A 20,605-nucleotide genomic window follows, 5' to 3' on the forward strand; every position below is an offset into this window, starting at 1 on the left:
TTGCGGGGAGCGTATCCGTGGATCTTCTCCTTCAGGTCCTCGTCAACGGGATCCTGATCGGCGGCATACTCGCCTGCCTCACCATCGGCTTCCAGCTCACCTTCGGCGTGCTGCACGTCATCGACTTCGCGGTGGGCGGCTGGGTGATGCTGGGCGGCTATGCGGCCTATTGGGCGAGCACGTTGCTGGGGCTCGATCCGTTCCTGAGCCTGCCGCTCGTCTTCGCCGTCTTCGGGCTCGCCGGCTACGGGCTCGGACCGCTGATCTATCACGTCCGCACGAGCCGGTATGCCCGGCCCGACCTCATGGCGCTCGCCTTCACCTTCGGCATCTTCATCTTCATGCGCGGCGGCGCCCTGTGGCTGTGGTCGTTCAACACGCGCAACGTGACCACCGCCATCGGCGCGGAATCGATCGCCGTCGGCCCGGTCACCGTGCCGCTGCTGCGCCTCGCCGCCTTCGTCTTCGCCGTGGCGCTGAGCCTTGCGCTCTTCGTCTTCCTGCACAGGACGCGCTTCGGGCTCGCGGTGCGCGCGGTGGCGCAGAACCGCGACAATGCGGGTCTCATGGGCGTCGATGTGAGAAAGCTGTCGGCCACCGTCTACGGCATCTATACCGGCATCACGGCGTCGGCCGGCGTGCTGATCGCCGCCATCTTCTCCGTCAACCCGGATGTCGGAGTGAAATACACGCTCTTCGCCTTCTTCGTCGCGGTGCTGGCAGGTCTCGGCTCGGTCGGCGGGGTGCTGGTCGCCGGTCTCTTTCTCGGCGTGGTGGAATCGCTGGTGTCGAGCTATGTCGGCGCCAACTATTCGCATCTCGTCGTCTTCGCCGCGCTCTATCTCGTCCTGCTCGTCTCGCCGCAGGGCATACTGAGGCGGGGGATGTAGGCCATGCGCGCCATTCCGATTGCGGGTCTCCTCCTCGGGCTGGCCGTCTTGTCGAGCCTGCCCTTCGTGCTCGACGCCTATTCGCTGAGGATCGCCACGGGCGTCTTCATGTGGGCGGGGCTCGCCTGCTCGTGGAACATCGTGGGCGGCTATGCCGGCTATATCAGCTTCGGCCATTCCGCCTTCTTCGGCATCGGCGCCTACGCCACCGCCATCCTCATGCAGCGCGATCTGGGCCTGCCCTTCATCGCGACCGTGCCCGTCGGGCTTCTCGGCGCGGCGGCCGTCGCCGCGCTCATCGGCGAGCCGACCATGCGGCTGAGGGGCTCCTACTTCGCCATCGCCACATGGGCGTTTGCGGAGATGCTGCTCCAACTCGTCAACATATCGGAGATCACCGGCGGCACGGGCGGGCTCTCCCTGCCGCCCTATCTCGACGAGCTGTTCTTCTACTACACCATGGCCGGCGCGGCGCTCGGCTGCTACCTGCTGGTCTGGCTGCTCTTCGAGCGCTCGCGCTTCGGCTTCCGCATCAAGGCCCTGCGCGACCACGAGCCGGCGGCGGAGGCGATGGGCATCAACACGACCCAGGTGAAGGTGCAGGCCTTCGCGCTGTCGGCGGCCATGGCGGCGCTCTTCGGCAGCATCTACGCCTACTGGGTCACCTTCATCGATCCGCGCTCGGCCATGGGCGGCGAGATCACCGACCAGATGGTGGTCATGGTGCTCCTGGGCGGCCTCGGCACGGTCTGGGGCCCGGCGCTCGGCGCCGCGCTCCTGTGGATCGTCAACCGCTATGTGTGGGCGGAATGGGGCGACACCACGATCTACCTGCCGGTGCTCGGCGTGGTGATCGCTCTGGTCGTGCTGTTCCTGCCGAACGGGCTCATCAGCCTGCTCCCGGGCCGGGGGCGCACCGGCGGCAAGGGCCGCCGGCTCCTCGGCACCATAGTCCGCAAGCTGTGAGGGGGTGTCCATGAGCATGCCGGCCACAGACCGCGACACGCGGACAGACAGCTCCCTCGCCGTGGAGCGCCTCGTCAAGCGCTTCGGCGGCATCACGGCGGTCAACGGCGTGAGCTTCTCGCTCGCGCGCGCGGAGATCCTCGGGATCATCGGCCCCAACGGCTCGGGCAAGTCGACGCTCTTCAACCTGATCGCCGGGGCGGAGCCGCCGGACGCGGGAACCGTGCGGCTTGCCGGGCGCGACGTCACGCGCTGGCCGGCCTGGCGCATTGCGCGCGGCGGGCTCGGGCGCACCTTCCAGATCCCCTCGCTGTTCGACAATATGAGCGTGTGGGACAACCTCCTCGCCGCCGCCGTGGAGGCCGACTGGCAGGGCGCGCCGGAGCGTGCGGAGGAGGCTCTGGAGCTCCTGCGGATCGGCGAGGTGCGCGACAATCTGGCATCGGAACTCTCCGGCGGCCAGCAGAAGCTCCTGGAGTTCGGCCGCGTCTATATGCGCGCGCCGAAGGTGGTGCTCCTCGACGAGGTGACCGCCGGCGTCCATCCCAATATCCGCAAGATCATCCTCGGCGCGCTCAGGCGCCTCAAGGGCGCGGGCGTGACCTTCCTCATCATCGAGCACGACATGGAGATGGTGCGCGAGATCTGCGAGCGCATCCTGGTGATGGATTTCGGCGAGGTGGTCGCGGAAGGCCCCTTCGCGGAGATCGCGCGCGACAAGGACGTGCAGCAGGCCTATCTGGGGCGGCGGACATGACGGAGTGCCTGACGGTCGACAACCTGGTCACGGGCTACGGCAAGCAGGAGATCGTCCACGGCGTCTCGCTGACGGCCCGGCGCGGCGAGATCACATGCGTCTTCGGGCCGAACGGCTCGGGCAAGTCGACGGTCATCAAGGCGGTGGCCGGCGCGCTGCCCGCCTGGGACGGGCGCATCCGCCTCGGCGAGGACGACATTACGGGCCTCGCCGTCCACGAGGTGGTGCGCCGCGGCATCGTGATGATGCCGCAGGGCGGTGGCGTGTTTCCCAGGCTCACCGTGGAGGAGAATCTGCGCATGGGCGGCTATTCCCTCGCCGACGGCCGGGCGGTGGAGCGCCGCGTGGACGCGCTGATCGGGCAGTTCGAGAACCTGAAGCGCCGGCGCCGCGTGGCGGCGGGCTCGCTGTCGGGCGGCGAGCAGATGATGGTGGCGATCGCACGCGCGCTGGTGCCGGAGCCTTCCTTCATCCTGCTCGACGAGCCCTCCGCCGGCCTCTCGCCGGCGCTGGTGAGCGAGACCATGGAGCGTGTGAAGGCCTTGCGCGAGCTCGGCGTGGGCGTCGTCATGGTCGAGCAGAACATCCGCGAGGCGCTGCCCGTCGCCGACCGCATCCTGATTCTGGCCAGCGGCAACGAGCAGTTCTCCGGCACGCCCGACGAGATCCGCGACGACGACCAGCTCATGGCGCTCTATATGGGCGGGTGAGCGGATCCGCCGGACGGCGGGCCGCCCGCCCCTCACATCTTCTCGCCGGGCAATTTGGCCGCCTGTCTCACCCAGTCGGCGAACTGCGCGTCGTCGAACTGGCCGTCCTCGTGGATGTGGAAATAGCGGACATGCTTCTGTTTCGAGCCCACGGGCGGGCGCGGGCTGAGCGACGCGCCGCGAAAGAAGGCGACCTTGACGTAGGCCGTCAGGCAATGAAAGCCGAGGAACCAGACGCCCTGTTCGACACCATAGAAGGGCGAATTCCATTTGACCGCCTTGTGCACGTCGGGCACGGCGTCGACGATGAGGGCGTCGAGGCGGCGGCCGACATCGCTCTTCCAGCCTGGCATGGCCGCGATATAGGCCTGAACGGGCGCGTCGCCATAGCCCTTCGCGATCTGCGGATTCCCGCCCGAAAGCAGCTTCGGCCCGTCATCCGTCTTCGGCTGCGCCGGTTTCGCGGTCTTCCCGGCCATGACGCTCAGGCCTTTCCGCGGCCGCGCCGTGCGGCGGTGTATGGCAAGGCGAACAGGTAGAGCCCGGTGAGCGCGAGCAGGGCCAGCGGGAAGAGCGGCAGGAAATAGACCCACTCGGCGGGCTCCAGCCCCATGCCGAGCATGGCGAAGATGACGGCGACGGTCAGCGTGAAGGCGATCGAGACCCAGCGATGGCTCTGGCGTATCCACAGGCTCCAGCGCATCGGAAACCTCCCCTCTGAAACGGATCGAAACGGCGCGGGACGCCCCCCGCGGGCGATCCCGAAACGCGGCGGGCGGATGTCAGCCGATCCGCGCCACCACCTCCTGAAGATTGGCGAAGAAGCGCGGCCACCCGGCCATGGCGCCCCGGTAATAGGCCTCCTGCTCCGGCCGGAAACCGGTCTGCTCCATGCGCAGCATGGTTCCCGCCGGCGTCGGGGTCAGGGTCCAGGAGACGACGCTCCTGAGATCCTTGGTGTCCCAGGAATAGGTCAGCGCCCTGTGCGGCTCGACCGTCAGCACCTCGCAGTCGACGCCGCCCCAGTCGGCGCTGAGGCCGAAGCGGTGCCCGACCTCCGGCCTGAAGTCGTTCTTCATGAGCCACTCCTCGATGAAATGCGGCTCGGTGAGCGCGCGCCAGATCTTCTCCGGCGGAAAGGGCAGCTCCCGCTCGACGACGACGGAGCGCGTTTCGGCCGATGCGTGGGTCATTGATCCATCCTCTTGAGCAGGTCTTCCAGGGCGTCGAACCGGCTTTCCCAGAACCCGGCCATCTCCTTCGTCCAGTCGAGCAGCGGGGCCAAGGCCTCGACCCTGGCGCTGTAATGGGTCTTGCGGCCCTCGTGACGGTCGCGGACCAGCCCCGCCCTCTTGAGCACGCCCAGATGCTTCGAGACGGCCGGCTGCGAGATGCCGGCCTGCGCCGTCAGGGCCACGACCGTCTGGTCGCCCTCGCGGCACAGCCTCTCGAAGATGGCGCGCCGCGTCGGATCGGCAAGCGCCCGGAAAAGGGTCTGGGGCTGCGGCATTGCAAAATCATAACCTCCCGGCTATCGATTAGAACCGATAACCGGAGAAATATGTATTCGTCAAGGAGGATCGTCGCACGGCGCCCTTCAGGACGCGTCGAGGACTGCGTCGAGCAGGCCCGGGAAACGCCTGTCCAGCTCCCCGCGGCGCAGGGACAGAAGCCGCCCCCGCCCCTTCGGATCGTTCCGGATGACGCCGGCCTCGCGCAGCACCTTCATCTGGTGCGACTTGGTGGATTTCGGGATCGAAGGGTCGGTGAGGTGGCAGCGTGCCGCCTCCAGCGGCGCGTCCCGAAGCTGCCGGACGAGTTCCAGCCGCGCGGGATCGCTCAACGCGAAGAGTACCTTCGCGAGCTCGATCTCGTCCTCGCGCGGATGCGCCAGTTGCTCCGGCGCGGGTTTGTCTGCCTTGTCCATGGTTCGAATATAGTTGAACCATCCGCCAAAAGGAAATAGATGTTTGTTCGAACATATTCGAACCGACTCGGAGTCCCTCCAATGTCAATCGCCGCAAGCTCCGCCCGGTCGAGGAGCCGGATAGGCTTCCCGGTCGTCACCTTCGGCTCTCTGGTGACGATGGCCAGCGCGAGCGCGCCGTCGCCCTTCTATCCCGTGCTCCGCGCCGAGATGGGGTTCACTCCGGCGCTGATGACCGTCGTCTTCGCGGTCTATGCGCTGTCGCTTCTCTCCGTCCTCCTCGTGGCGGGCTCGGTCTCCGACCATGTGGGGCGCAGGCCGGTCCTGAGCCTGGGCTTCGCGCTGCTGGCGCTGGCGCTTCTGGTCTTCGACCAGGCGACGGATGTGTCGGGGCTGATCCTCGGCCGCATCCTCCAGGGCGCGGCCTGCGGCCTGCTCGTCTCCACGCTGTCGGCCACGATCGCCGATCTGGAGCCGCCGTCCCTGCCGGGGCTGGCGTCGGTCGTCAATACGGTGGTTCCGCTCCTGGGGCTTGCGGCCGGAGCCCTCCTGTCCGGCCTGTTCCTCGACCTGTCGGCGGCGCCCAAGGCGCTCGTCTTCGACGGTTTCGTGGCGACGGGGCTTGCCCTCGCCCTCGCGGTCTGGCTGTTCCCGGAGACCTCCGCGCGCATCGAGGGCCTATTCGCCGCGCTCCTGCCCCGGGTCGGCGTGCCCGCCAGCGCGCGCGAGGATTTCTGGAGCAGCGCCCCCGCACTCTTTGCCACCTGGGCGACCGGCGGCCTCTATCTCTCGCTTGGCGCGTCGATCATGACGCAGGTATTCGGCGTCCGGGAGGCGATTCCGCAGGGGCTCGTGGTTACGCTCCTTGCGGGCATGGGCGCGCTTGCCTGCCTCGTGGCGCGAAAGCGCACGGGCCACGCCGTGATGCTCTACGGCACGGGCGCGATGGGCGGCGGCACGCTGGTTTGCCTCGTCGCCATTTGGCAGGACAGCCTCGCGCTCTATCTGGCCGCGCTGGCCGTGGTGGGCACGGGCTTCGGCACCAGCTTCTTCGGCGTGCTGCGCACCGTCGTGCCGGCGGCGGCCCCGCGCGACAGGGCGGAACTCTTCGCCGCGATCTTCACGCTGAGCTACCTGGCCTTCGGGCTTCCCGCGGTCAGCGCGGGCCTCCTCGTCCCCGTCATCGGACTGCCGAACACCGTGACGGGATACGGCGCCGTCGTCGTCGCGGGCGCGTTCACCGCGGGATATCTGCGCATGCGCAAGAGGCTCGCATGAGGGCGCCCGCTCACCGCCTGTCCGGATCGATCCCCGTCCAGGCGGTCCGGTCGAGATCGAAATCCGGGAAATCCTCCGGGTTGAGGACGGGACGCGCCACGCCGGCGGCAAGCTGCTGGCGGAAATCGCGCAGGATGCGCAGACAGGTCGGCAGCAGCATCATGATCGCAATGAGATTGACCAGCGCGAGAACGCCCATCAGCGGATCGGAGAAGAAGAACACCGAGGTCGCGTCCGGTGCCACCGCACCGAGAAAGACGATCCCCATGACGATCACGCGCAGCGCATTGCGCGCAACGGAACTCTCGGTGAGCACCGACAGGGCGTTCTCGCCGAGATAGTAGTTGTAGATGATCGAGCTGAAGGCGAACAGCAGCAGGATGAAGGTCAGGAAATACTGCGTCCAGTCGCCCAGATGCCAGGCCAGCGACTGCTGCGTCAGCACCACGCCGTCGATCGCCTCCGCCCCGGGCACATAGACGCCGCCCAGCAGGATGACGAAGGCCGTGCAGCTGCAGATCAGGATGGTGTCGATGAATACCGACAGCGACTGCGTGATGCCCTGGCTGATGGGATGGCGCACATCGGCGGTCGCCGCCACATTGGGCGCGGAGCCGAGCCCCGCCTCGTTGGAGAACAGGCCGCGGCGCAAGCCCTGCGCCAGCGCCGCCCCCATGCCGCCGCCGACCGCCTCCTCAAGGCCGAAGGCATTCAGGACGATGGAGGAGAGCACCTCGGGAACCGCCGTGATGTTGAGGAGAATCACCACGACCGTCATCGCGAGATAGGCGACCGCCATCACGGGAACCACGATATCGGCCGCCTTGGCAATGCGGTGGATGCCGCCGAAGACGATGAAGCCGGCGACCACGGTCAGCACCGCGCCCGTCCAGATGCGGTCGATGCCGAGACTGTCCTGCGCCGCGCCGGCAACGGTGTTGCCCTGGAAGGCGTTGAAGCCGATGGCGAAGGCGGCGATCAGGCAGACCGCATAGAGCATCGCCAGCCACATATAGTCAGCGCCGAGGCCGTGGATGATCGACCGGGCCGGCCCGCCGCGGAACATGCCGTCCGGCTCGCGCCGCTTGAAGAGCTGGGCCAGCGAGCATTCGACGAGACTGGTGGCCATGCCGACCAGGGCGATCGCCCACATCCAGAACACGGCGCCGGGACCGCCAAGCGTGATCGCCACGGCCACGCCGGCGATGTTTCCCCCGCCCACGCGGCCGCCGACAGACACGAGAAGGGCCTCGCGCGCGGAAATCGCATTGGGGTCGCCGCTCTGGTTCCCCGGCCACAGGACGCGGAACATGCGCCTGAAGAACCGGAACTGGGCAAAGCCCGTCAGGGCCGTGATGAAGATGCCCAGGACGACAAGGATCGGGATGAGAGCCCAGCCCCAGGTCAGGTCGCCAATGACCGCGAACACGCTTTCCAGAAACGCCATCTGCCTCTCCTCGCCGTTTCCCCCGGCCCGCTCGCTCGCGATCGGGTCCCTTGTCTGTCGCGAATCGCTTTTCTCTCAAGCTTAGAAAACAATGCCCGATAGTAAAGGCGCCATTTCACAACCGACCCCGCGGACTCCGGGTGTGGCGCGAGACGGGCGGGCCCTACGGCTTCATCCGTGTGTCGGGATGGTCTTCGGCGATCAGATAGCAGTGGAGCATGACCGGCGCCGTCTTGCGCACATCGGCGACGGCGCCATCGATGAAATCGCAGTCGAGCAGGTTGTCCGGATCGCTCTTGCGCGCCGACGCGACATTGACGTTGACCCGGGCGGGGCCGGAGAGCCAGCCGAGCCGCCGGGTATCGACCGTCGCGCCGGCGATATGGGTGCGCCCGCCCGAGCCAGGGATCTCCACGGTCTCGTCCTTCGGCGAGACGCTGATCTGGCCGATCTCGTTGGCATGCTTCTCCGCGCTTCGTTTCGGGTCGCCGTAATAGGAGGCGAAGACGACAATGCCCTCCTTCTGCGCGGCAAGCTTGGCAGCGGCCGCCCTGGAGAGCGTGACCTCGACATCGAAGCCCATCGCGCCCTGTGCCATGGCCGGCGTGGCACACGCCAGCATCGCGGACGCCGCAATCGCCACAGGAGAATATCCCCTCTTCATAGCTCCACCTCTCGTCGGTGCCAGGCCCCACCGTAAGGAAAATACGCCCCGAGGGCCATGCCCCCCTCAGGTGGAAAAGCCCCTGCCGGCTGCGGGGCGGCCGTCGCTCGGGCCTATCTCACGAGCAGGATCTCTATTCGCCGGTTGCGTTGCCGGCCTGCCGGATTGTCGCTTCCGTCCGGATGGCTGTTCGGCGCGACAGGGTCGCTCTCGCCGCGGCCGTCCGTGGCGAACAGGCCATCGTCCAGCCCCAGCTCGTCGACGAGATAGCCCCGCGCCGCTTCGGCACGCCGCTCCGAAAGGGTCTGGTTGTAGGTATCCGATCCCTTGGAATCGGTGTGTCCGGTAATGTCGACCCGCGCGATCTCGTCGGTGTCCGAGATCATCGCGGCAAGCTGTTCCAGAACCGGCTCGGCATCGGCCCGGATATCGGACCTGTCGAAGTCGAACAGCACATCGCCGGGCACTGTCACCAGCGTGCCGGCGTCGGTCTCGGTAACCTCGAGGCCCGATCTCGTGGCCCGCCCCGTTCCCGAAAGACCGGATGCGGCGCCGGAGGATGGCACGGCGAGCCTGGAGCGGGAGGCCGTGACGCCTGCGCCAAGGGCGGACCGGGAGGCGGGCACGGCCTCCTCAAGCAGGCTCGCGGCGTCATCCGCGCCAGTCCCGGTCAGTTTTTTTTTGAGGCCGCGTCCTCGATCGCGTCCGAAGGCAGGACAAACTCGAAGCGCGGCCTGTTCGTGACCTCGTTGTCTCCTCCGTCGCCCTTGTCGTTGAGAATCAACGACATCTCGCCGGATGTCGGCACCTTGCCCATGAAGACCAGATTTCCCTCCACCGTGCTGCGCCCGGCAACGGACAGCGACTCGTCGCTCTCCGGCGGAACGAGCACGAGCGGATCGCCATCGGCGGTCAGCACATAGGTGCTGTCCACGTAGTTCAGCATGACGTCCTTTTCGTTGCTGTTGATGACGCGGATGCCGATCCGCAGCTCCGTATCGCTCCAGTCGAGCGAGCGGAGGAACACATGCGTTCCGTTGCCGTGACGCATGTCGAGATCCATGTCGACGGGTTCGGCGACGGCCGGCGCCGCGAGCATGGCGATGAAAAGGGCGATGACTGGGGCGATAGGCGCGAACAGAAGTCTCATTGCCTGTCCTCCGAACGGATCATTGGCCGGTCGCCTTGAGCCGACGGGACGCGGGCCCACCGACACGACGACCAAACCGACATTCCCCAAGCTGTCCGCAGCCCGACCGGACTATCGCCAGATCTCGCGTGGCGATCAAGGGGGGCATTCGGAGAACGGCAGCTGCCGGACCGTCCGGATGCGGACGGACCGCGGCCTGGCTGGCGCCGCCTTGCCTGCCGTCAGGCCCGGTTCTTCTCCGCGAACGCCAGCAACGCCTGGCTGTCGCACACCTCTATCGAGCGATAGGAGTGCCTGATCCAGCCCTGTTCGGCGAACCGGGCGAGGGCGGCGTTGACCTGCTTGCGCGAGGCATTCGCCATGCCGCCGAGCTCCTCCTGGCTGATGGGCAGCGTCGGCGAGGTGAGCAACACGGTGCGATGGAGCACCGAAGCGATACGCTGGGCGGCACGGGGGATGAGCAGGTCGTCGACAATCCTGGCCAGAACGTCGAAATGCGTAACCGTGATGCCGGCGAAGCAGCGGATCGCCTCGGCATTCTGGGCGGTGATCCGGTTCATCGCATCCAGCGACAAATGCATGAGGGTACATCGGGTGACCGCCCGCAGCTCCGCGCGTCTGGGCTCGCCCGTCAGATACGGCCCTTCTCCCGCCCAGTGTCCCCTGATCCCGAAGACGATGAACCGCGGTGCGCCATGGACCGGCGCCGTGCTGACCTTCAGCGTGCCGTCGACCAGCCCGTATATGCCGCCCGGCGGACCGCCGATCCGGTAGATCGCCTCGCCCGCCTCGAAGGTTTCCACGGACGCGTGGGCCAGCGCCTCGCGCACAAACCACTCTGGCTGCCGGGAAAGCCAGCCCCCTTCCAGTACCGCGGCTTCGGCGGATGCCCTGTTCTGCGACTTCATTTCTTTTTCCAGACATTGTCCCGATCGGAACAGTCGGACGAGCCCAAATCGGCTAACCAGACGGTAGCCGAGGGTACTCGACACTCAGGCCGACTTCCAGAACCGGGGGGCAGTGCAGCGTGCGAGAATCACCTGCCGATTATCGAGCCTTCTCCAATCTCCACGCCACAGTTTTGAGACGCGGCCTTGCCGTGGGCCAGCGCATTTTCCATGGCGCCGCTCCGGTGGGCTCCGGGAGATGCCGACAGCGACGGAGACGCATTCAGCCTCGGCGCTGACCGGCGCGACGCCTCCGGACACCGTCACCGTTCCCCAAGATGCATGGATGCAAGGAGGAGACCGCGACAGAAAACATAAGCCAGGCGCCCGTTCGCGCCGTTGCGATTGACTATCGAAGCGAGACATCAGGAGAAGACTATGAAGGCCACCGTCTTTGCGGCCGCATGCGCCTGTATTTTGGCTGCGGCCCCAGCCGTACAGGCGCAACAAACCGTTTCCGCCGAGGAAGCCCGCCAGATTGCCCGCGACGCCTATACCTACGCCTATCCGCTCGTGCTCATGGAGGTGAGCGGAAACGTCGCCACGAACGTCGCGGGGCCGACCGGCACCACGTCTGCGCCCGTCAACCAGTTCGGACATGCCCGCGAATTTCCCGATCCCTCGTTCACCGTGGTTGTCCGGCCGAATGCCGACACGCTCTATTCGTCCCTGGTTTTCGACGTTTCCGAGGAGCCGCTCGTGATCACGGTGCCGGACTCCGGCGGCCGCTACTATCTGCTTCCCATAATGGACAAGTGGACCGACGTGTTCGCGGCTCCGGGCGCGAGGACGACGGGCACCGGGGCGCAGACCTTCGCCATCGTCGGACCGGGCTGGCAGGGGACGCTTCCCGACGGTGTCGAACGATATGACAGCCCGACGGCGGATGGCTGGATCGGCGGTCGCGTGCAGACCAACGGCAAGGCCGATTACGCGGCCGTGCACAAGTTTCAGGACGGCCTCAAGGCGGTCCCCCTGAGTGCATACGGCAAGCCGTACACGCCGCCCAAGAGCAAGGTGGATCCGAAGCTCGACACCAGCGCACCGCCCGATCAGATCGAAAAGATGGACGCAGCGACCTTCTTCGCGAAGTTCGCCGAGTTCATGAAGGAGAACCCGCCCCATGCCAACGACTACCCGATCATCGACCGGATGAAGCGGATTGGCATTGTGCCGGGCGAAAGCTTCACCCTCGCCGACCAGCCCCAGCACATCCAGGAGGCGGTTCGTGCCGCGCCGGGGTTGCACTGCCGCGGCTGAAGGCGGCCTGGGCGCATTCGGGCGTCCAGCAGAACGGCTGGCGCACCAACCTGACGGCCATCGGCACCTATGGCGCGGACTATCTGCACCGGGCCGGCGTCGCCTATGGCGGACTGGGCGCCAACGTGCCGGAGGATGCCATCTATCCGACCGCCTTCGCCGATTCCGAGGGCCGGCCGTTCGATAGCGCCCATCGCTACACGATGCATTTCGAGAAGGACCAGATACCGCCGGTGCGCGCCTTCTGGTCGCTGAGCATGTACAACGAGCATCAGCTCTTCGCCAAGAACCCGATCGACCGCTACGCCATCGGCGACCGAAGCGATCTCGTCTTCAATTCCGACGGCTCGCTCGACCTCTACATCCAGCGCGAGTCTCCGGGAAAGGACAAGGAGGCCAACTGGCTGCCGACCCCGGCGAAGGGCCAGTTCACCATGAACCTGCGGCTCTACTGGCCCAAGTCCAACGCCATTGACGGCACCTGGGCACCGCCGCCCGTCAAGCGCGTGGACTGACCGCACGAGCGAGCGGACAACGCCGCCATCGGGCCGCGCGCCCTCGGCCTTTCCGTGCCGAAGCCGGTCCGCGGCGTATCCGCCGGTTATCCGGCGGCGGAGGAGCTGCCCGACAATCGGGCACTCCGACCGCCGCCGTCCCGCGCGACCATCCTGCCCTGCCGGGTCAGCCAGCCCCCAAGCACAATCGGGACCGCCATCCTTCGGCGCAATCCGATCTGCGCGCGCCTCCGGGCATTGCCGCGCGAGGGACGCATGGATATCGGTCGAAACGGTGGAAACGGTGATTGTGGGCGCAGGACAAGCCGGGCTCGCCATGAGTGAGCCCTTCGACAGAAGGATGGGCGAGCGCGACGCCGACGGCACCGATCGGGACCGCCGCCCCCTGACAACGGCCGACGACCGCGAGGAGCGGGCTTTCCGTCAAGTTTTCGAGAGGGTGGTAGGCGCACGGGGACTCGAACCCCGGACCCGCTGATTAAGAGTCAGCTGCTCTACCAACTGAGCTATGCGCCTTCAGGATCTTCAAGATTGCGGCCAACGCTCTAGCAAAAGCGTCGCGCGCTGTCCAGATAGGACGGTACGGCGAGAAACGCAAGCCTGTCGATCGCTTTTCTCACCATCCCGTGCCGCCGGCCCTGAGGCGCAGGCGTCCGTGAACCCGCCTCAGGCGCACGAGAAGCCGGTCTCCGGCGCCTTCGGCCACCGCCCGGCGCCGCTCCGTCAGGCGCGAGAGCACGATTTCGGGCGGACAGGCGAGCCCTGTCACGGGATCGAGATAGCGCGGATAGAGAATCAGCGCGCCCGCCACCAATTCCTCCAGGCACAGGCGGCGCGTACGGCGCAGGCATACCACCCTGTCGCGCGTCAGCCCCCAGCCGGCATAGAAGGGCAGGCCGAAGCAGGTGACGGGCTTGCCCCGCATCAGCGCCTCGAACCCGGTCAGCGAGGTCAGCGTGTGGACCTCGTCGCAGGCCTCGATGAGATCGACGATGGGGACCCCGGCCGCCATGGCATCGGCATGGGCGAGCACGCGGCGCTCGTCGCACAGCCCCCTGCGGTGGCCGGCCACCACATCGGGATGGGGCTTGAAGACGATGAAGGCATCGGGATTGGCGCGGCGCACGGCATCGAGCATGGCCTCCATGCCGGGACCGTCCGGCGCGCCGTGCCGGATGGAGGCATCGCTGTCGACCTGGCCCGGCACCAGGATCGCGCGGCGGTCCGCCGGCAGGCCGAGGCGCCCGGACGGCGGGCCGGCGGGGCTGTACTTTGTCAGCCGGTTGTCGACGATTTGCCGGATCAGGGCGCGCGCCCGCGCGATCAGCTCCGGCGCGAACTCCGTCCCGTTGAGCAGCGCCTCCAGATCGCTCTCGCGCGAGGCGTCGTAATAGATGCCCCGGCGGTCGAGCACGAGGGAGAGCGGCTCCGTGAAGTCGGCGCCGAGCCCGACGGAGCGCAGGAACCCGTCCTCCACCCGGCAGAGGGAACGCGCCGGGCACGCGCCGACCGCTCCAGCGCGTCATCCGCATGCGCCCCCCAGCACACGAGCGCCCGGCCCGAGCGCGCCGCCGACCGCAGGCCTGCGCGCACGCTTGTTCGGTAGCCGATGCGGGAGGCCCCGTGGAACATTCCGGTCATGGCGCGCCGCTTCCAGGGGGAGCAGCGCACGAAGACCCCGAGATCGCGGTCGGCCCGGGCCTGCTCGCGCCACAGCGTCAGGAGGTCGGCCGCCGTCTCCGGCGTCGTCGGCGACGGGCCGAAGGGATCCAGATAGCGGCAATAGGCGAAATAGGCCGCCGCGGCGAGCGATGCCCGCGAGGGGGCCGCGCCCGACCTGCGCGCGCACCGCCCCTCGTCGCGCGTGAGCCCCAGCCGGCATAGAACGGCATGCCGAAGCAGCGCACCGGCCGGGCCGCCATCAGCGCCTCGAAGCCGAGCTGGCTCGACACCGTGTAGACCGTGTGCGCACGCTCGATCAGATCCCACGGATTGACCTTCCCGTCGACGATCAGGGCGCCCCAGCGCCGGGCAAGGCCTGCAATATGGCCCACCTTGGTCCCCGCGACCGTTTCGGGATGGCACTTCACCACCACCTGGCCGCCCTCGGCCTCGTCGAAGGCGGCCTCCAGCATGGCCCGGAACCGTCCCGCATCCGCCCGGCGCCGGCAATGGAGGCATCGCCCGCCGTCTGGTCGATGACGAGCCGCGCATCGTCGCGAATCCGCGTCAGGATCTCCGCGCCGGCGGCGTCGTCGTGATCGTTGTACTTGCTGATGCGGTTGGCGCGCAGCCGCGCGGCGAACTCCGCGGCGCGGGCGGAAAGCGCCGCGTCCCCCGCGCAGTCGGCGACCAGCCGTTCCAGCCGGGACGGGGCCGCGGCATCGTAATAGATCCCGGCGTCGTCGACCGCCATCGACAGGGCGGGCTCCGCCCCCGGCCTCACCGAGCGCAGGAACCCGTCCTCCAGGAGCAGCAGCGGGGCACCCCCGGCCCGTTCCGCCAGATCCAGCGCCCGCAGGCCGCTTCGCCGCCGCCCCCAGCCGATATAGAGATCGGCCTCCCCGCCCTTGCGGGCATGGACGAAGGAGGCGGCCTCCAGCCCGAGCAGGACCGGCAGGAACCGCATGCGCAGGAGCGCACGGGAGGTGACGCCGACGCGCAGCCCCTGCCCGCCCGTATCGATCAGCGCAACAGCGCCCATAGGCCCGTTTCCCCAACCCCGCCGGCACCCGCGAAGGCCGGCCGGTCGAACACGGCACCCATTAAAGGTCGTTATTCGGAATTAAACAACCTATGATTAAAACAATATCGCTCTCAACCAGCGCGATGAGCCGATCCGGGAACGGAAGTCGCCGGCTCGCTGTCCCCCTCTCTCCCGTCATCCCCGCGAAAGCGGGGATCCAGAGCATCGGGCCAGGGGGTGCGGCACCGGGTCTGTCCCCGCGCCAATGGGGGTCATCGCCCCGGAGGTCCAGAGGGCGGGTGCGGCTGGCGTCCGGCTATCCCGCCGCGCTCGATTGATCGGGGTGGAGGTGTGCAGATGGATGCAGTTGCGCCCGCTCATCTTGGCGGTATAGAGCGCCCTGTCGGCCCGCGCATAAAGGTCCTTCGCGCTGCTGTCTCCGGCCTCGGAGACCGCGATCCCCGCGGAGAATGTGTAGGAGAACTCGGCGTGGTTCGCGAGCGGACGCGACCTGCGGATGACGACCAGCATGCGCTCCACGATCAGCATGGCTTCCTCCGGCGGGGTGTCTGGCAGGACCAGCACGAACTCCTCGCCGCCGACCCGCCCGAGGCAGTCGGTGCGCCGCAACAGGTCATGGAGGCGCCGTGCGAAATCGCATAGGACCGTGTCTCCCGCCTGATGCCCGTAGCTGTCGTTGATGCCTTTGAAATTGTCGATGTCGAGCAGGCAGAAACAGCCCCGCACGCCGGTCTCCGCATTCTCCAGGCGCAGCATGTCCTGCGCCCGCGCCATGACGAAGCGGCGATTGGCGATGCCCGTCAGCTCATCGGTATGGGCGGCCTTGATGGCGAGGTCGCGGTCCTTGCGCGCCGCGCGCTCGTCCACCCTCAGTTCGGTGATATCGCTGGCGATGCACAGCATCCAGCCATCGCTCGACACCGTTTCCGTCATCCACAGCCAGCGGCCATCCACGAGATCGGTCTCGAGCGCCCGGAACCCCGTCTTGCCGCGCCGCGACTGGGTGGCTATGAGCCAGGCTTCGAAATCCTCCGCCTCTATGACGGTGCCCCGCCCGGCATTGTGGTTCCGGCGCATCAGGTCCGGCCACAGGGGCTCCTCTCCCGGTTCCAGGAAATAGGCCGACCGGAAGGCACGGTTCGCATAGCGTAGCCTGTCGAACCCGTCATAGAGGGCGACGAGGACCGGGGTGTCCTCGTACATATCGATGAGCTTCGGGAGAAGATTGTCCATAGGCAGCCCGTCGCGAGACCTGTTCCTGCAGCACCGTCAGGCCGCCCGCCCGGCGCGTCCCGAACGCCCCCGGCGCAAGGCATGGCATACCCGAACGTGCAGGCATCCTACCCCAGATTTCCCGGTTGCAGAACGCCCTGTCAAGGTCATAGCAGCACCATCGTGCGAAGACCGCACGACACTGCGACCGGGGAACATTGCGGCCACCTGCGGTGTTCACCCCTATGCGCCCCGGACAAGAAAGCGCGAGGGCGCACACATGACCATGGAGGAGCGACATGCTCAGAAAGACGCTACTGACCGCCGCCGCGCTTGCCGCGCTGTCGATGCCGGCATACGCCTTCCAGTGCCCGTCCGACATGGCCAAGATCGATGCCGCAATGCAGACGACCGACCTGTCCGCCGATCAGAAGGCCAAGGCCCAGGCGCTGCGCCAGAAGGGCGAGGCGCTGCACAAGGCCGGCAAGCACCAGGAATCGGTCGACACGCTGGCCCAGGCCAAGGAGATGCTCGGGGTCCAGTGACCGCTCACACGGTCATTGTCCCCTCGCAGACGCGAATGGCGCCGCCGCCCAGATGAGCCGCGGCAAGGGCTGAGCCGGCCATGTCCATGTCGAGATGGAGCCGGCTCGGGCGGCCCATGTCGCGCCCCTGCTCGATCTCGATGCCGTGCGCGCCGTCGGCCAGCTCCTGGGAGGCGGCGATCTGGCCGGCGAAGGCGACCGCCGCCGCGCCGGTGGCGGGATCCTCGTCGACCCCCATGGCCGGCGCGAACATCCGGGCATGGAAGGCGACCTCGTCGCCCTCCTCCCCCCGGCAGTAGACGAAGGCGTTTGCGCTCGTGCCCCCGGAGAATGCCGTGTTCCATGCGGGCTGGACGACCCGGCAGCGCGACAGCACCTCGCAGGACGCGACGGGAACGTAGTTGAAGGCCACGCCGGCCTCGAAGGCCCGCGGCACATGGGCGCCGAAGCCGATCGTCTCCACGCCGATGCCGAGCGCGTCGGCAAGGGCGCCCGGGTCCGGCGGCGGCTCCGCAGGCACCGGCAGGCGCGGCGCGGCGAAGCGCGCGACACGGCATTCGTCGCCTCCTGCGGCCACGTGGACCGTCACCGTGCCGACCGGCACCTCGAGCCGAACCGCCTCGGTGCCGTCGCCGTCCGCGCCGGTTCCCTGGCCCGCAATGGCGAGGAGAACCGCCGTGCCGACGATCGGATGGCCCGCGAACGGCAGCTCCATGCCCGGCGTGAAGATGCGCATGCGGGCCGTGCCGTCCGGCGTTTCCGGCTTCAGGAGAAACACCGTCTCCGAATAGTCGAACTCGCGGGCGATGGCCTGCATCCGGTCGTGCGACAGGGCATCCGCATCGTGGACGACGGCGAGCTGGTTGCCGCCGAAGCGTGTCTGCGTGAACACGTCGAGCGTATCGTAGCGTAGCCGCATAACTCCCCTCTCAAAGCATGCCGGCTTATGGAAATCCGCCCCGGGGCGGGATCCGTGTCCGCCACCGTCGCGGTTCTGGCCCGCCGCTATGGCAGTCCGGGCCCGGATGTCGCCGGGCAGATCGTGATTGTGACCGAATGCGAACCGGAATCAAGCCCGTCTTCCGGCCCGGCACCCTGCCACAGCTTTTCCACGAAATTACCGCCGGCCTGCCGCGGCGATTGCGCAGGATTTGCGCATTCCGCCGTTAGCTTGGCAACCATACGCAACGCGAACGCGATGCAAGCGATACTCGGATCACAGGCCAAGGACCCCTCGCAGATGAAGGTAGACTCTCCCTTCTAGCCCCCCGACACACTCCCCTCCCTTGAGCCTGTACTGGGCGGCACGTTCCCCTGCGTGCCGCCCTTTTCCTTATTTTCCTTAGATGGCCAGAGCGCTGGCCAGCAGGCGCGCATAGGCCGGCATGCGCCCGGCCTCGTCCGCGGTGAGCGCCGCGACGGAGACGATGCGGGCGAGCTCCGGCTCCGCCTCGGCATCGAGATGCTCGCCGATCCGGGAGACGAGCCCGGCGGCGGACATCGGGAACCTCAGACGCTGCGCGACCGACAGGCGCGGCCCCTCGCGCACTGCAACGAACCCCTCGTCGCGCGCCTCGCGGGCCTCAAGCCCCGTCTCCTCGCCGAGCTCGCGCGCGATCGCACGGGCCATGTCCACCCGCCCCCGGGCGTCGGCGTCGCAGGGTTCCAGAGACCCGCCGGGCGGATAGACGAGCCCGGCATTGGCGGTGTGCGGCGCCATCTCCCCGTAAAGCAGCGCGCCGTCGGCGGACAGGATCGCCGCCGAGCCGAAGCAGTTCACCACGCCCGCATCGGGAAATCCCCAGTCGCGCCAGGCGAGAAAGGCCGCGAAGGACGCCTCTACGAGGCCGCCCTCCAGCCGCCCGCCGGCGAGCGAACAGCGCGTCATCATGAGAACCCGCCCGTTGAACAGGGCGGGATTGGCCCGGCAGGCCGCATCCCAGTGCCGCGCGATGCGCGCGCCATACTCGTCCTCGAACGCCCAGCGCCCCGGCTCCAGCCGGAGATCGAGCGCCTCCAGCTCGCAGATCACGACGTCGTCGGCGCCTGCATCATGGCCCATGCCGGCCCTCCTCGAAAATCGTTGCGTCCGGGCCGGAGCCTACAGCAGGGCCTGTAGCGATCTTGTGGCGATCAGAGGTCTTTTCGCATACGCGGCAGCATGCGGCCGGGGATCGAGCCCGATGGCGACTGCCCGACGATCCGCATCCCCATGCTCTCGTAGAACGGCACGGCGAACGGATCGGCATCGAGCAGCAGGGCGCGCGCACCCGCCGCGCGGGCGCGCTCCTCCATATGGGCCCACAGCAGGCGGCCGACGCCTTTGCGCCGGCAATCGGGCTCGGCGAAGACGCTGTGGATCTCCGCCTCCGGGCCCGGCTCCATCTCGATGAAGGCCAGCACCCGGCCGGCCTCCTCCGCGACCCATGTCTCGTTCGTCGCGACACGCTCCGGCGTCACGGTGAGCTCGGCCACGCACCGGGCCATGAAGGCCTCGTCATAGCCGTTCGACGCCTTGGAGCGCAGCGAGAGCGCGGTCAGGAGCGCGGCCTCCTCAGGCCGCGCCCGCCTAATCGTGACCGCACCGGTCAGTTGCGGTCCTTGTCGACCAGGGCCTTTTCCTTGATCCACGGCATCATCCCCCGCAGGCGCTCGCCGACCTCCTCGATCGGATGCTCGCCAGCCTTGGCGCGCATGGCCTTGAACGCAGTCTGGTTGACCTTGTTCTCCAGCATCCAGTTGCGCGTGAAGGTGCCGGACTGAATGTCGGCAAGCACCTTCTTCATCTCCGCCTTGGTCTCGTCGGTGATGATGCGCGGACCGGTGACATATTCGCCATATTCCGCGGTGTTGGAGATCGAATAGTTCATGTTGGCGATGCCGCCCTCATAGATGAGGTCGACGATCAGCTTCACTTCGTGCAGGCACTCGAAATAGGCCATCTCCGGCGCATAGCCCGCCTCGACCAGCGTCTCGAAGCCGCCGCGGATGAGCTCCACCAGGCCGCCGCACAGCACGACCTGCTCGCCGAACAGATCGGTCTCGCACTCCTCGCGGAAGGTCGTCTCGATGATGCCAGCACGCCCGCCGCCAATGGCGGAGGCGTAGGACAGCGCGATGTCGTGCGCGTTGCCGGAGGCGTCCTGATCGATGGCGATGAGGCAGGGCACGCCCGCGCCGCGCTCATACTCGGAACGCACCGTATGGCCCGGCCCCTTCGGCGCGACCATCAGCACGTCGAGATCCTTGCGCGCCTCGATCAGGTTGAAATGCACGTTGAGGCCATGCGCGAAGAGCAGCGCCGCGCCTTCCTTCATGTTGTCGTGGAGATGCTCGGCATAGATGTCGCCCTGAAGCTCGTCGGGGGTGAGCATCATCATCACGTCGGCCCATTTCGCAGCCTCGGCGACCTCCATGACCGTCAGGCCCTCCGCTTCCGCCTTGCGCGCGGAGCCGGAGCCCTTGCGCAGCGCGACCGCGACCTCCTTGACGCCGGAATCGCGCAGGTTCAGCGCATGGGCATGGCCCTGGCTGCCATAGCCGATCACGGCGACCTTGCGGCCCTTGATGAGATTAACGTCGGCGTCCCTGTCGTAATAAACGCGCATAAAGCACCCTTTCCTGGTCTGG

General features: G+C 67.6%; 26 protein-coding genes and 1 tRNA gene. 8 read left to right on the forward strand and 19 right to left on the reverse strand.

Annotated elements, in window-relative coordinates:
- Positions 1–17: 17 nt before the first annotated feature.
- From HW532_RS04540 to HW532_RS04555, 4 genes are read left to right on the forward strand one after another with little or no spacing between them, the layout of a single operon-like run.
- Positions 18–890, forward strand: a complete 873-nt coding sequence (locus HW532_RS04540; RefSeq protein ID WP_213163264.1) for a branched-chain amino acid ABC transporter permease — start codon at positions 18–20, stop codon at positions 888–890.
- Between the two features lie 3 nt (positions 891–893).
- The gene (locus HW532_RS04545; RefSeq protein WP_213163265.1) at positions 894–1,856 is read left to right on the forward strand and encodes a branched-chain amino acid ABC transporter permease; all 963 of its coding nucleotides are present in this window, start codon (positions 894–896) and stop codon (positions 1,854–1,856) included.
- Between the two features lie 16 nt (positions 1,857–1,872).
- Positions 1,873–2,613 (forward strand): ABC transporter ATP-binding protein, encoded by a 741-nt coding sequence (locus tag HW532_RS04550; protein WP_213163266.1) that lies wholly within the window; start codon positions 1,873–1,875, stop codon positions 2,611–2,613.
- Positions 2,610–3,323 carry an ABC transporter ATP-binding protein gene (locus HW532_RS04555; protein ID WP_213163267.1) on the forward strand — a complete coding sequence of 238 codons (714 nt, stop codon included), beginning with the start codon at positions 2,610–2,612 and terminating at the stop codon, positions 3,321–3,323. The genes HW532_RS04550 and HW532_RS04555 overlap by 4 nt, the downstream gene beginning before the upstream one ends.
- Positions 3,324–3,355: 32 nt before the next feature.
- On the opposite strand, the gene HW532_RS04560 is transcribed toward HW532_RS04555, so the two are convergent.
- From HW532_RS04560 to HW532_RS04580, 5 genes are all read right to left on the reverse strand, one after another.
- Complete coding sequence (locus HW532_RS04560) at positions 3,356–3,802, reverse strand: DUF1801 domain-containing protein (RefSeq protein WP_213163268.1); 447 nt, start codon at positions 3,800–3,802, stop codon at positions 3,356–3,358.
- Positions 3,803–3,807: 5 nt separating this feature from the next.
- Complete coding sequence (locus HW532_RS04565) at positions 3,808–4,026, reverse strand: hypothetical protein (protein ID WP_213163269.1); 219 nt, start codon at positions 4,024–4,026, stop codon at positions 3,808–3,810.
- Between the two features lie 79 nt (positions 4,027–4,105).
- Complete coding sequence (locus HW532_RS04570; protein ID WP_213163270.1) at positions 4,106–4,516, reverse strand: SRPBCC family protein; 411 nt, start codon at positions 4,514–4,516, stop codon at positions 4,106–4,108.
- Positions 4,513–4,833 (reverse strand): ArsR/SmtB family transcription factor, encoded by a 321-nt coding sequence (locus tag HW532_RS04575; RefSeq protein ID WP_213163271.1) that lies wholly within the window; start codon positions 4,831–4,833, stop codon positions 4,513–4,515. Before HW532_RS04575 ends, HW532_RS04570 begins: the two co-directional genes overlap by 4 nt.
- Positions 4,834–4,920: 87 nt before the next feature.
- Positions 4,921–5,250, reverse strand: coding sequence for an ArsR/SmtB family transcription factor (locus HW532_RS04580; RefSeq protein WP_213163272.1), 330 nt, complete (start codon positions 5,248–5,250; stop codon positions 4,921–4,923).
- A gap of 81 nt (positions 5,251–5,331) precedes the next feature.
- Between HW532_RS04580 and HW532_RS04585 the strand changes: the two genes are divergently transcribed.
- On the forward strand, positions 5,332–6,528 hold the full coding sequence (locus HW532_RS04585; RefSeq protein ID WP_213163273.1) for an MFS transporter: 1,197 nt from the start codon (positions 5,332–5,334) through the stop codon (positions 6,526–6,528).
- A gap of 10 nt (positions 6,529–6,538) precedes the next feature.
- Here HW532_RS04585 and HW532_RS04590 read toward each other — a convergent pair whose 3' ends face one another.
- The 5 genes from HW532_RS04590 to HW532_RS04610 all read right to left on the reverse strand — a co-directional run bounded on the left by HW532_RS04590 (position 6,539) and on the right by HW532_RS04610 (position 10,697).
- A complete protein-coding gene (locus HW532_RS04590) occupies positions 6,539–7,975 on the reverse strand; it encodes an alanine/glycine:cation symporter family protein (RefSeq protein WP_213163274.1) in 1,437 nt (478 codons plus the stop codon).
- A 163-nt stretch (positions 7,976–8,138) separates the two neighbouring features.
- A complete protein-coding gene (locus tag HW532_RS04595) occupies positions 8,139–8,618 on the reverse strand; it encodes a hypothetical protein (protein WP_213163275.1) in 480 nt (159 codons plus the stop codon).
- A gap of 134 nt (positions 8,619–8,752) precedes the next feature.
- A complete protein-coding gene (locus HW532_RS04600; RefSeq protein WP_213163276.1) occupies positions 8,753–9,265 on the reverse strand; it encodes an OmpA family protein in 513 nt (170 codons plus the stop codon).
- A gap of 44 nt (positions 9,266–9,309) precedes the next feature.
- The gene (locus tag HW532_RS04605; protein ID WP_213163277.1) at positions 9,310–9,864 is read right to left on the reverse strand and encodes a hypothetical protein; all 555 of its coding nucleotides are present in this window, start codon (positions 9,862–9,864) and stop codon (positions 9,310–9,312) included.
- Between the two features lie 146 nt (positions 9,865–10,010).
- Positions 10,011–10,697, reverse strand: a complete 687-nt coding sequence (locus HW532_RS04610) for a Crp/Fnr family transcriptional regulator (protein WP_213163278.1) — start codon at positions 10,695–10,697, stop codon at positions 10,011–10,013.
- A gap of 417 nt (positions 10,698–11,114) precedes the next feature.
- On the opposite strand from HW532_RS04610, the gene HW532_RS04615 reads away from it, so the two are divergent.
- Positions 11,115–11,996 (forward strand): DUF1254 domain-containing protein, encoded by an 882-nt coding sequence (locus HW532_RS04615; RefSeq protein WP_213163279.1) that lies wholly within the window; start codon positions 11,115–11,117, stop codon positions 11,994–11,996.
- Between the two features lie 125 nt (positions 11,997–12,121).
- Positions 12,122–12,511 carry a DUF1214 domain-containing protein gene (locus tag HW532_RS04620; RefSeq protein ID WP_213163280.1) on the forward strand — a complete coding sequence of 130 codons (390 nt, stop codon included), beginning with the start codon at positions 12,122–12,124 and terminating at the stop codon, positions 12,509–12,511.
- 440 nt (positions 12,512–12,951) lie between these two features.
- Here HW532_RS04620 and HW532_RS04625 read toward each other — a convergent pair.
- The 5 genes from HW532_RS04625 to HW532_RS04645 all read right to left on the reverse strand — a co-directional run bounded on the left by HW532_RS04625 (position 12,952) and on the right by HW532_RS04645 (position 16,451).
- Positions 12,952–13,027: transfer RNA gene (locus HW532_RS04625), tRNA-Lys, on the reverse strand.
- Positions 13,028–13,127: 100 nt separating this feature from the next.
- Positions 13,128–13,988: a capsular polysaccharide export protein, LipB/KpsS family gene (locus HW532_RS04630; RefSeq protein WP_213163281.1), complete on the reverse strand. Its 861-nt coding sequence runs from the start codon at positions 13,986–13,988 to the stop codon at positions 13,128–13,130.
- 241 nt (positions 13,989–14,229) lie between these two features.
- A complete protein-coding gene (locus HW532_RS04635) occupies positions 14,230–14,646 on the reverse strand; it encodes a capsular polysaccharide export protein, LipB/KpsS family (protein WP_213163282.1) in 417 nt (138 codons plus the stop codon).
- Positions 14,598–15,215 carry a capsular polysaccharide export protein, LipB/KpsS family gene (locus HW532_RS04640; RefSeq protein WP_213163283.1) on the reverse strand — a complete coding sequence of 206 codons (618 nt, stop codon included), beginning with the start codon at positions 15,213–15,215 and terminating at the stop codon, positions 14,598–14,600. Before HW532_RS04640 ends, HW532_RS04635 begins: the two co-directional genes overlap by 49 nt.
- A 177-nt stretch (positions 15,216–15,392) precedes the next feature.
- Positions 15,393–16,451: a sensor domain-containing diguanylate cyclase gene (locus HW532_RS04645; protein WP_213163284.1), complete on the reverse strand. Its 1,059-nt coding sequence runs from the start codon at positions 16,449–16,451 to the stop codon at positions 15,393–15,395.
- 278 nt (positions 16,452–16,729) lie between these two features.
- Here HW532_RS04645 and HW532_RS04650 point away from each other — a divergent pair, with 278 nt between their 5' ends.
- Complete coding sequence (locus tag HW532_RS04650; protein WP_246479552.1) at positions 16,730–16,975, forward strand: hypothetical protein; 246 nt, start codon at positions 16,730–16,732, stop codon at positions 16,973–16,975.
- A 4-nt stretch (positions 16,976–16,979) separates the two neighbouring features.
- On the opposite strand, the gene HW532_RS04655 is transcribed toward HW532_RS04650, so the two are convergent.
- The 4 genes from HW532_RS04655 to ilvC form a co-directional block, all read right to left on the reverse strand.
- On the reverse strand, positions 16,980–17,894 hold the full coding sequence (locus tag HW532_RS04655; protein WP_213163285.1) for a PhzF family phenazine biosynthesis protein: 915 nt from the start codon (positions 17,892–17,894) through the stop codon (positions 16,980–16,982).
- Positions 17,895–18,317: 423 nt separating this feature from the next.
- Positions 18,318–19,037, reverse strand: a complete 720-nt coding sequence (locus tag HW532_RS04660) for an NUDIX hydrolase (protein ID WP_213163286.1) — start codon at positions 19,035–19,037, stop codon at positions 18,318–18,320.
- Between the two features lie 71 nt (positions 19,038–19,108).
- On the reverse strand, positions 19,109–19,606 hold the full coding sequence (locus HW532_RS04665; RefSeq protein ID WP_213163287.1) for a GNAT family N-acetyltransferase: 498 nt from the start codon (positions 19,604–19,606) through the stop codon (positions 19,109–19,111).
- Positions 19,564–20,583, reverse strand: coding sequence for a ketol-acid reductoisomerase (ilvC, locus tag HW532_RS04670; protein ID WP_213163288.1), 1,020 nt, complete (start codon positions 20,581–20,583; stop codon positions 19,564–19,566). The genes HW532_RS04665 and ilvC overlap by 43 nt, the downstream gene beginning before the upstream one ends.
- Positions 20,584–20,605 lie beyond the last annotated feature (22 nt).

It is taken from the genome of Kaustia mangrovi, assembly GCF_015482775.1.
GTDB lineage: Bacteria > Pseudomonadota > Alphaproteobacteria > Rhizobiales > Im1 > Kaustia > Kaustia mangrovi.

Bases quoted from the DNA above. Each gene is read 5' to 3' on its own strand.
- HW532_RS04545 (WP_213163265.1), top strand. From the start codon at position 894: ATGCGCGCCATTCCGATTGCGGGTCTCCTCCTCGGGCTGGCCGTCTTG.
- HW532_RS04550 (WP_213163266.1), top strand. From the start codon at position 1,873: ATGCCGGCCACAGACCGCGACACGCGGACAGACAGCTCCCTCGCCGTG.
- HW532_RS04555 (WP_213163267.1), top strand. From the start codon at position 2,610: ATGACGGAGTGCCTGACGGTCGACAACCTGGTCACGGGCTACGGCAAG.
- HW532_RS04560 (WP_213163268.1), bottom strand. From the start codon at position 3,802: ATGGCCGGGAAGACCGCGAAACCGGCGCAGCCGAAGACGGATGACGGG.
- HW532_RS04565 (WP_213163269.1), bottom strand. From the start codon at position 4,026: ATGCGCTGGAGCCTGTGGATACGCCAGAGCCATCGCTGGGTCTCGATC.
- HW532_RS04570 (WP_213163270.1), bottom strand. From the start codon at position 4,516: ATGACCCACGCATCGGCCGAAACGCGCTCCGTCGTCGTCGAGCGGGAG.
- HW532_RS04575 (WP_213163271.1), bottom strand. From the start codon at position 4,833: ATGCCGCAGCCCCAGACCCTTTTCCGGGCGCTTGCCGATCCGACGCGG.
- HW532_RS04580 (WP_213163272.1), bottom strand. From the start codon at position 5,250: ATGGACAAGGCAGACAAACCCGCGCCGGAGCAACTGGCGCATCCGCGC.
- HW532_RS04585 (WP_213163273.1), top strand. From the start codon at position 5,332: ATGTCAATCGCCGCAAGCTCCGCCCGGTCGAGGAGCCGGATAGGCTTC.
- HW532_RS04590 (WP_213163274.1), bottom strand. From the start codon at position 7,975: ATGGCGTTTCTGGAAAGCGTGTTCGCGGTCATTGGCGACCTGACCTGG.
- HW532_RS04610 (WP_213163278.1), bottom strand. From the start codon at position 10,697: ATGAAGTCGCAGAACAGGGCATCCGCCGAAGCCGCGGTACTGGAAGGG.
- HW532_RS04615 (WP_213163279.1), top strand. From the start codon at position 11,115: ATGAAGGCCACCGTCTTTGCGGCCGCATGCGCCTGTATTTTGGCTGCG.
- HW532_RS04635 (WP_213163282.1), bottom strand. From the start codon at position 14,646: ATGCTGGAGGCCGCCTTCGACGAGGCCGAGGGCGGCCAGGTGGTGGTG.
- HW532_RS04640 (WP_213163283.1), bottom strand. From the start codon at position 15,215: ATGGGCGCTGTTGCGCTGATCGATACGGGCGGGCAGGGGCTGCGCGTC.
- HW532_RS04645 (WP_213163284.1), bottom strand. From the start codon at position 16,451: ATGGACAATCTTCTCCCGAAGCTCATCGATATGTACGAGGACACCCCG.
- HW532_RS04650 (WP_246479552.1), top strand. From the start codon at position 16,730: ATGCTCAGAAAGACGCTACTGACCGCCGCCGCGCTTGCCGCGCTGTCG.
- HW532_RS04655 (WP_213163285.1), bottom strand. From the start codon at position 17,894: ATGCGGCTACGCTACGATACGCTCGACGTGTTCACGCAGACACGCTTC.
- HW532_RS04660 (WP_213163286.1), bottom strand. From the start codon at position 19,037: ATGGGCCATGATGCAGGCGCCGACGACGTCGTGATCTGCGAGCTGGAG.
- ilvC (WP_213163288.1), bottom strand. From the start codon at position 20,583: ATGCGCGTTTATTACGACAGGGACGCCGACGTTAATCTCATCAAGGGC.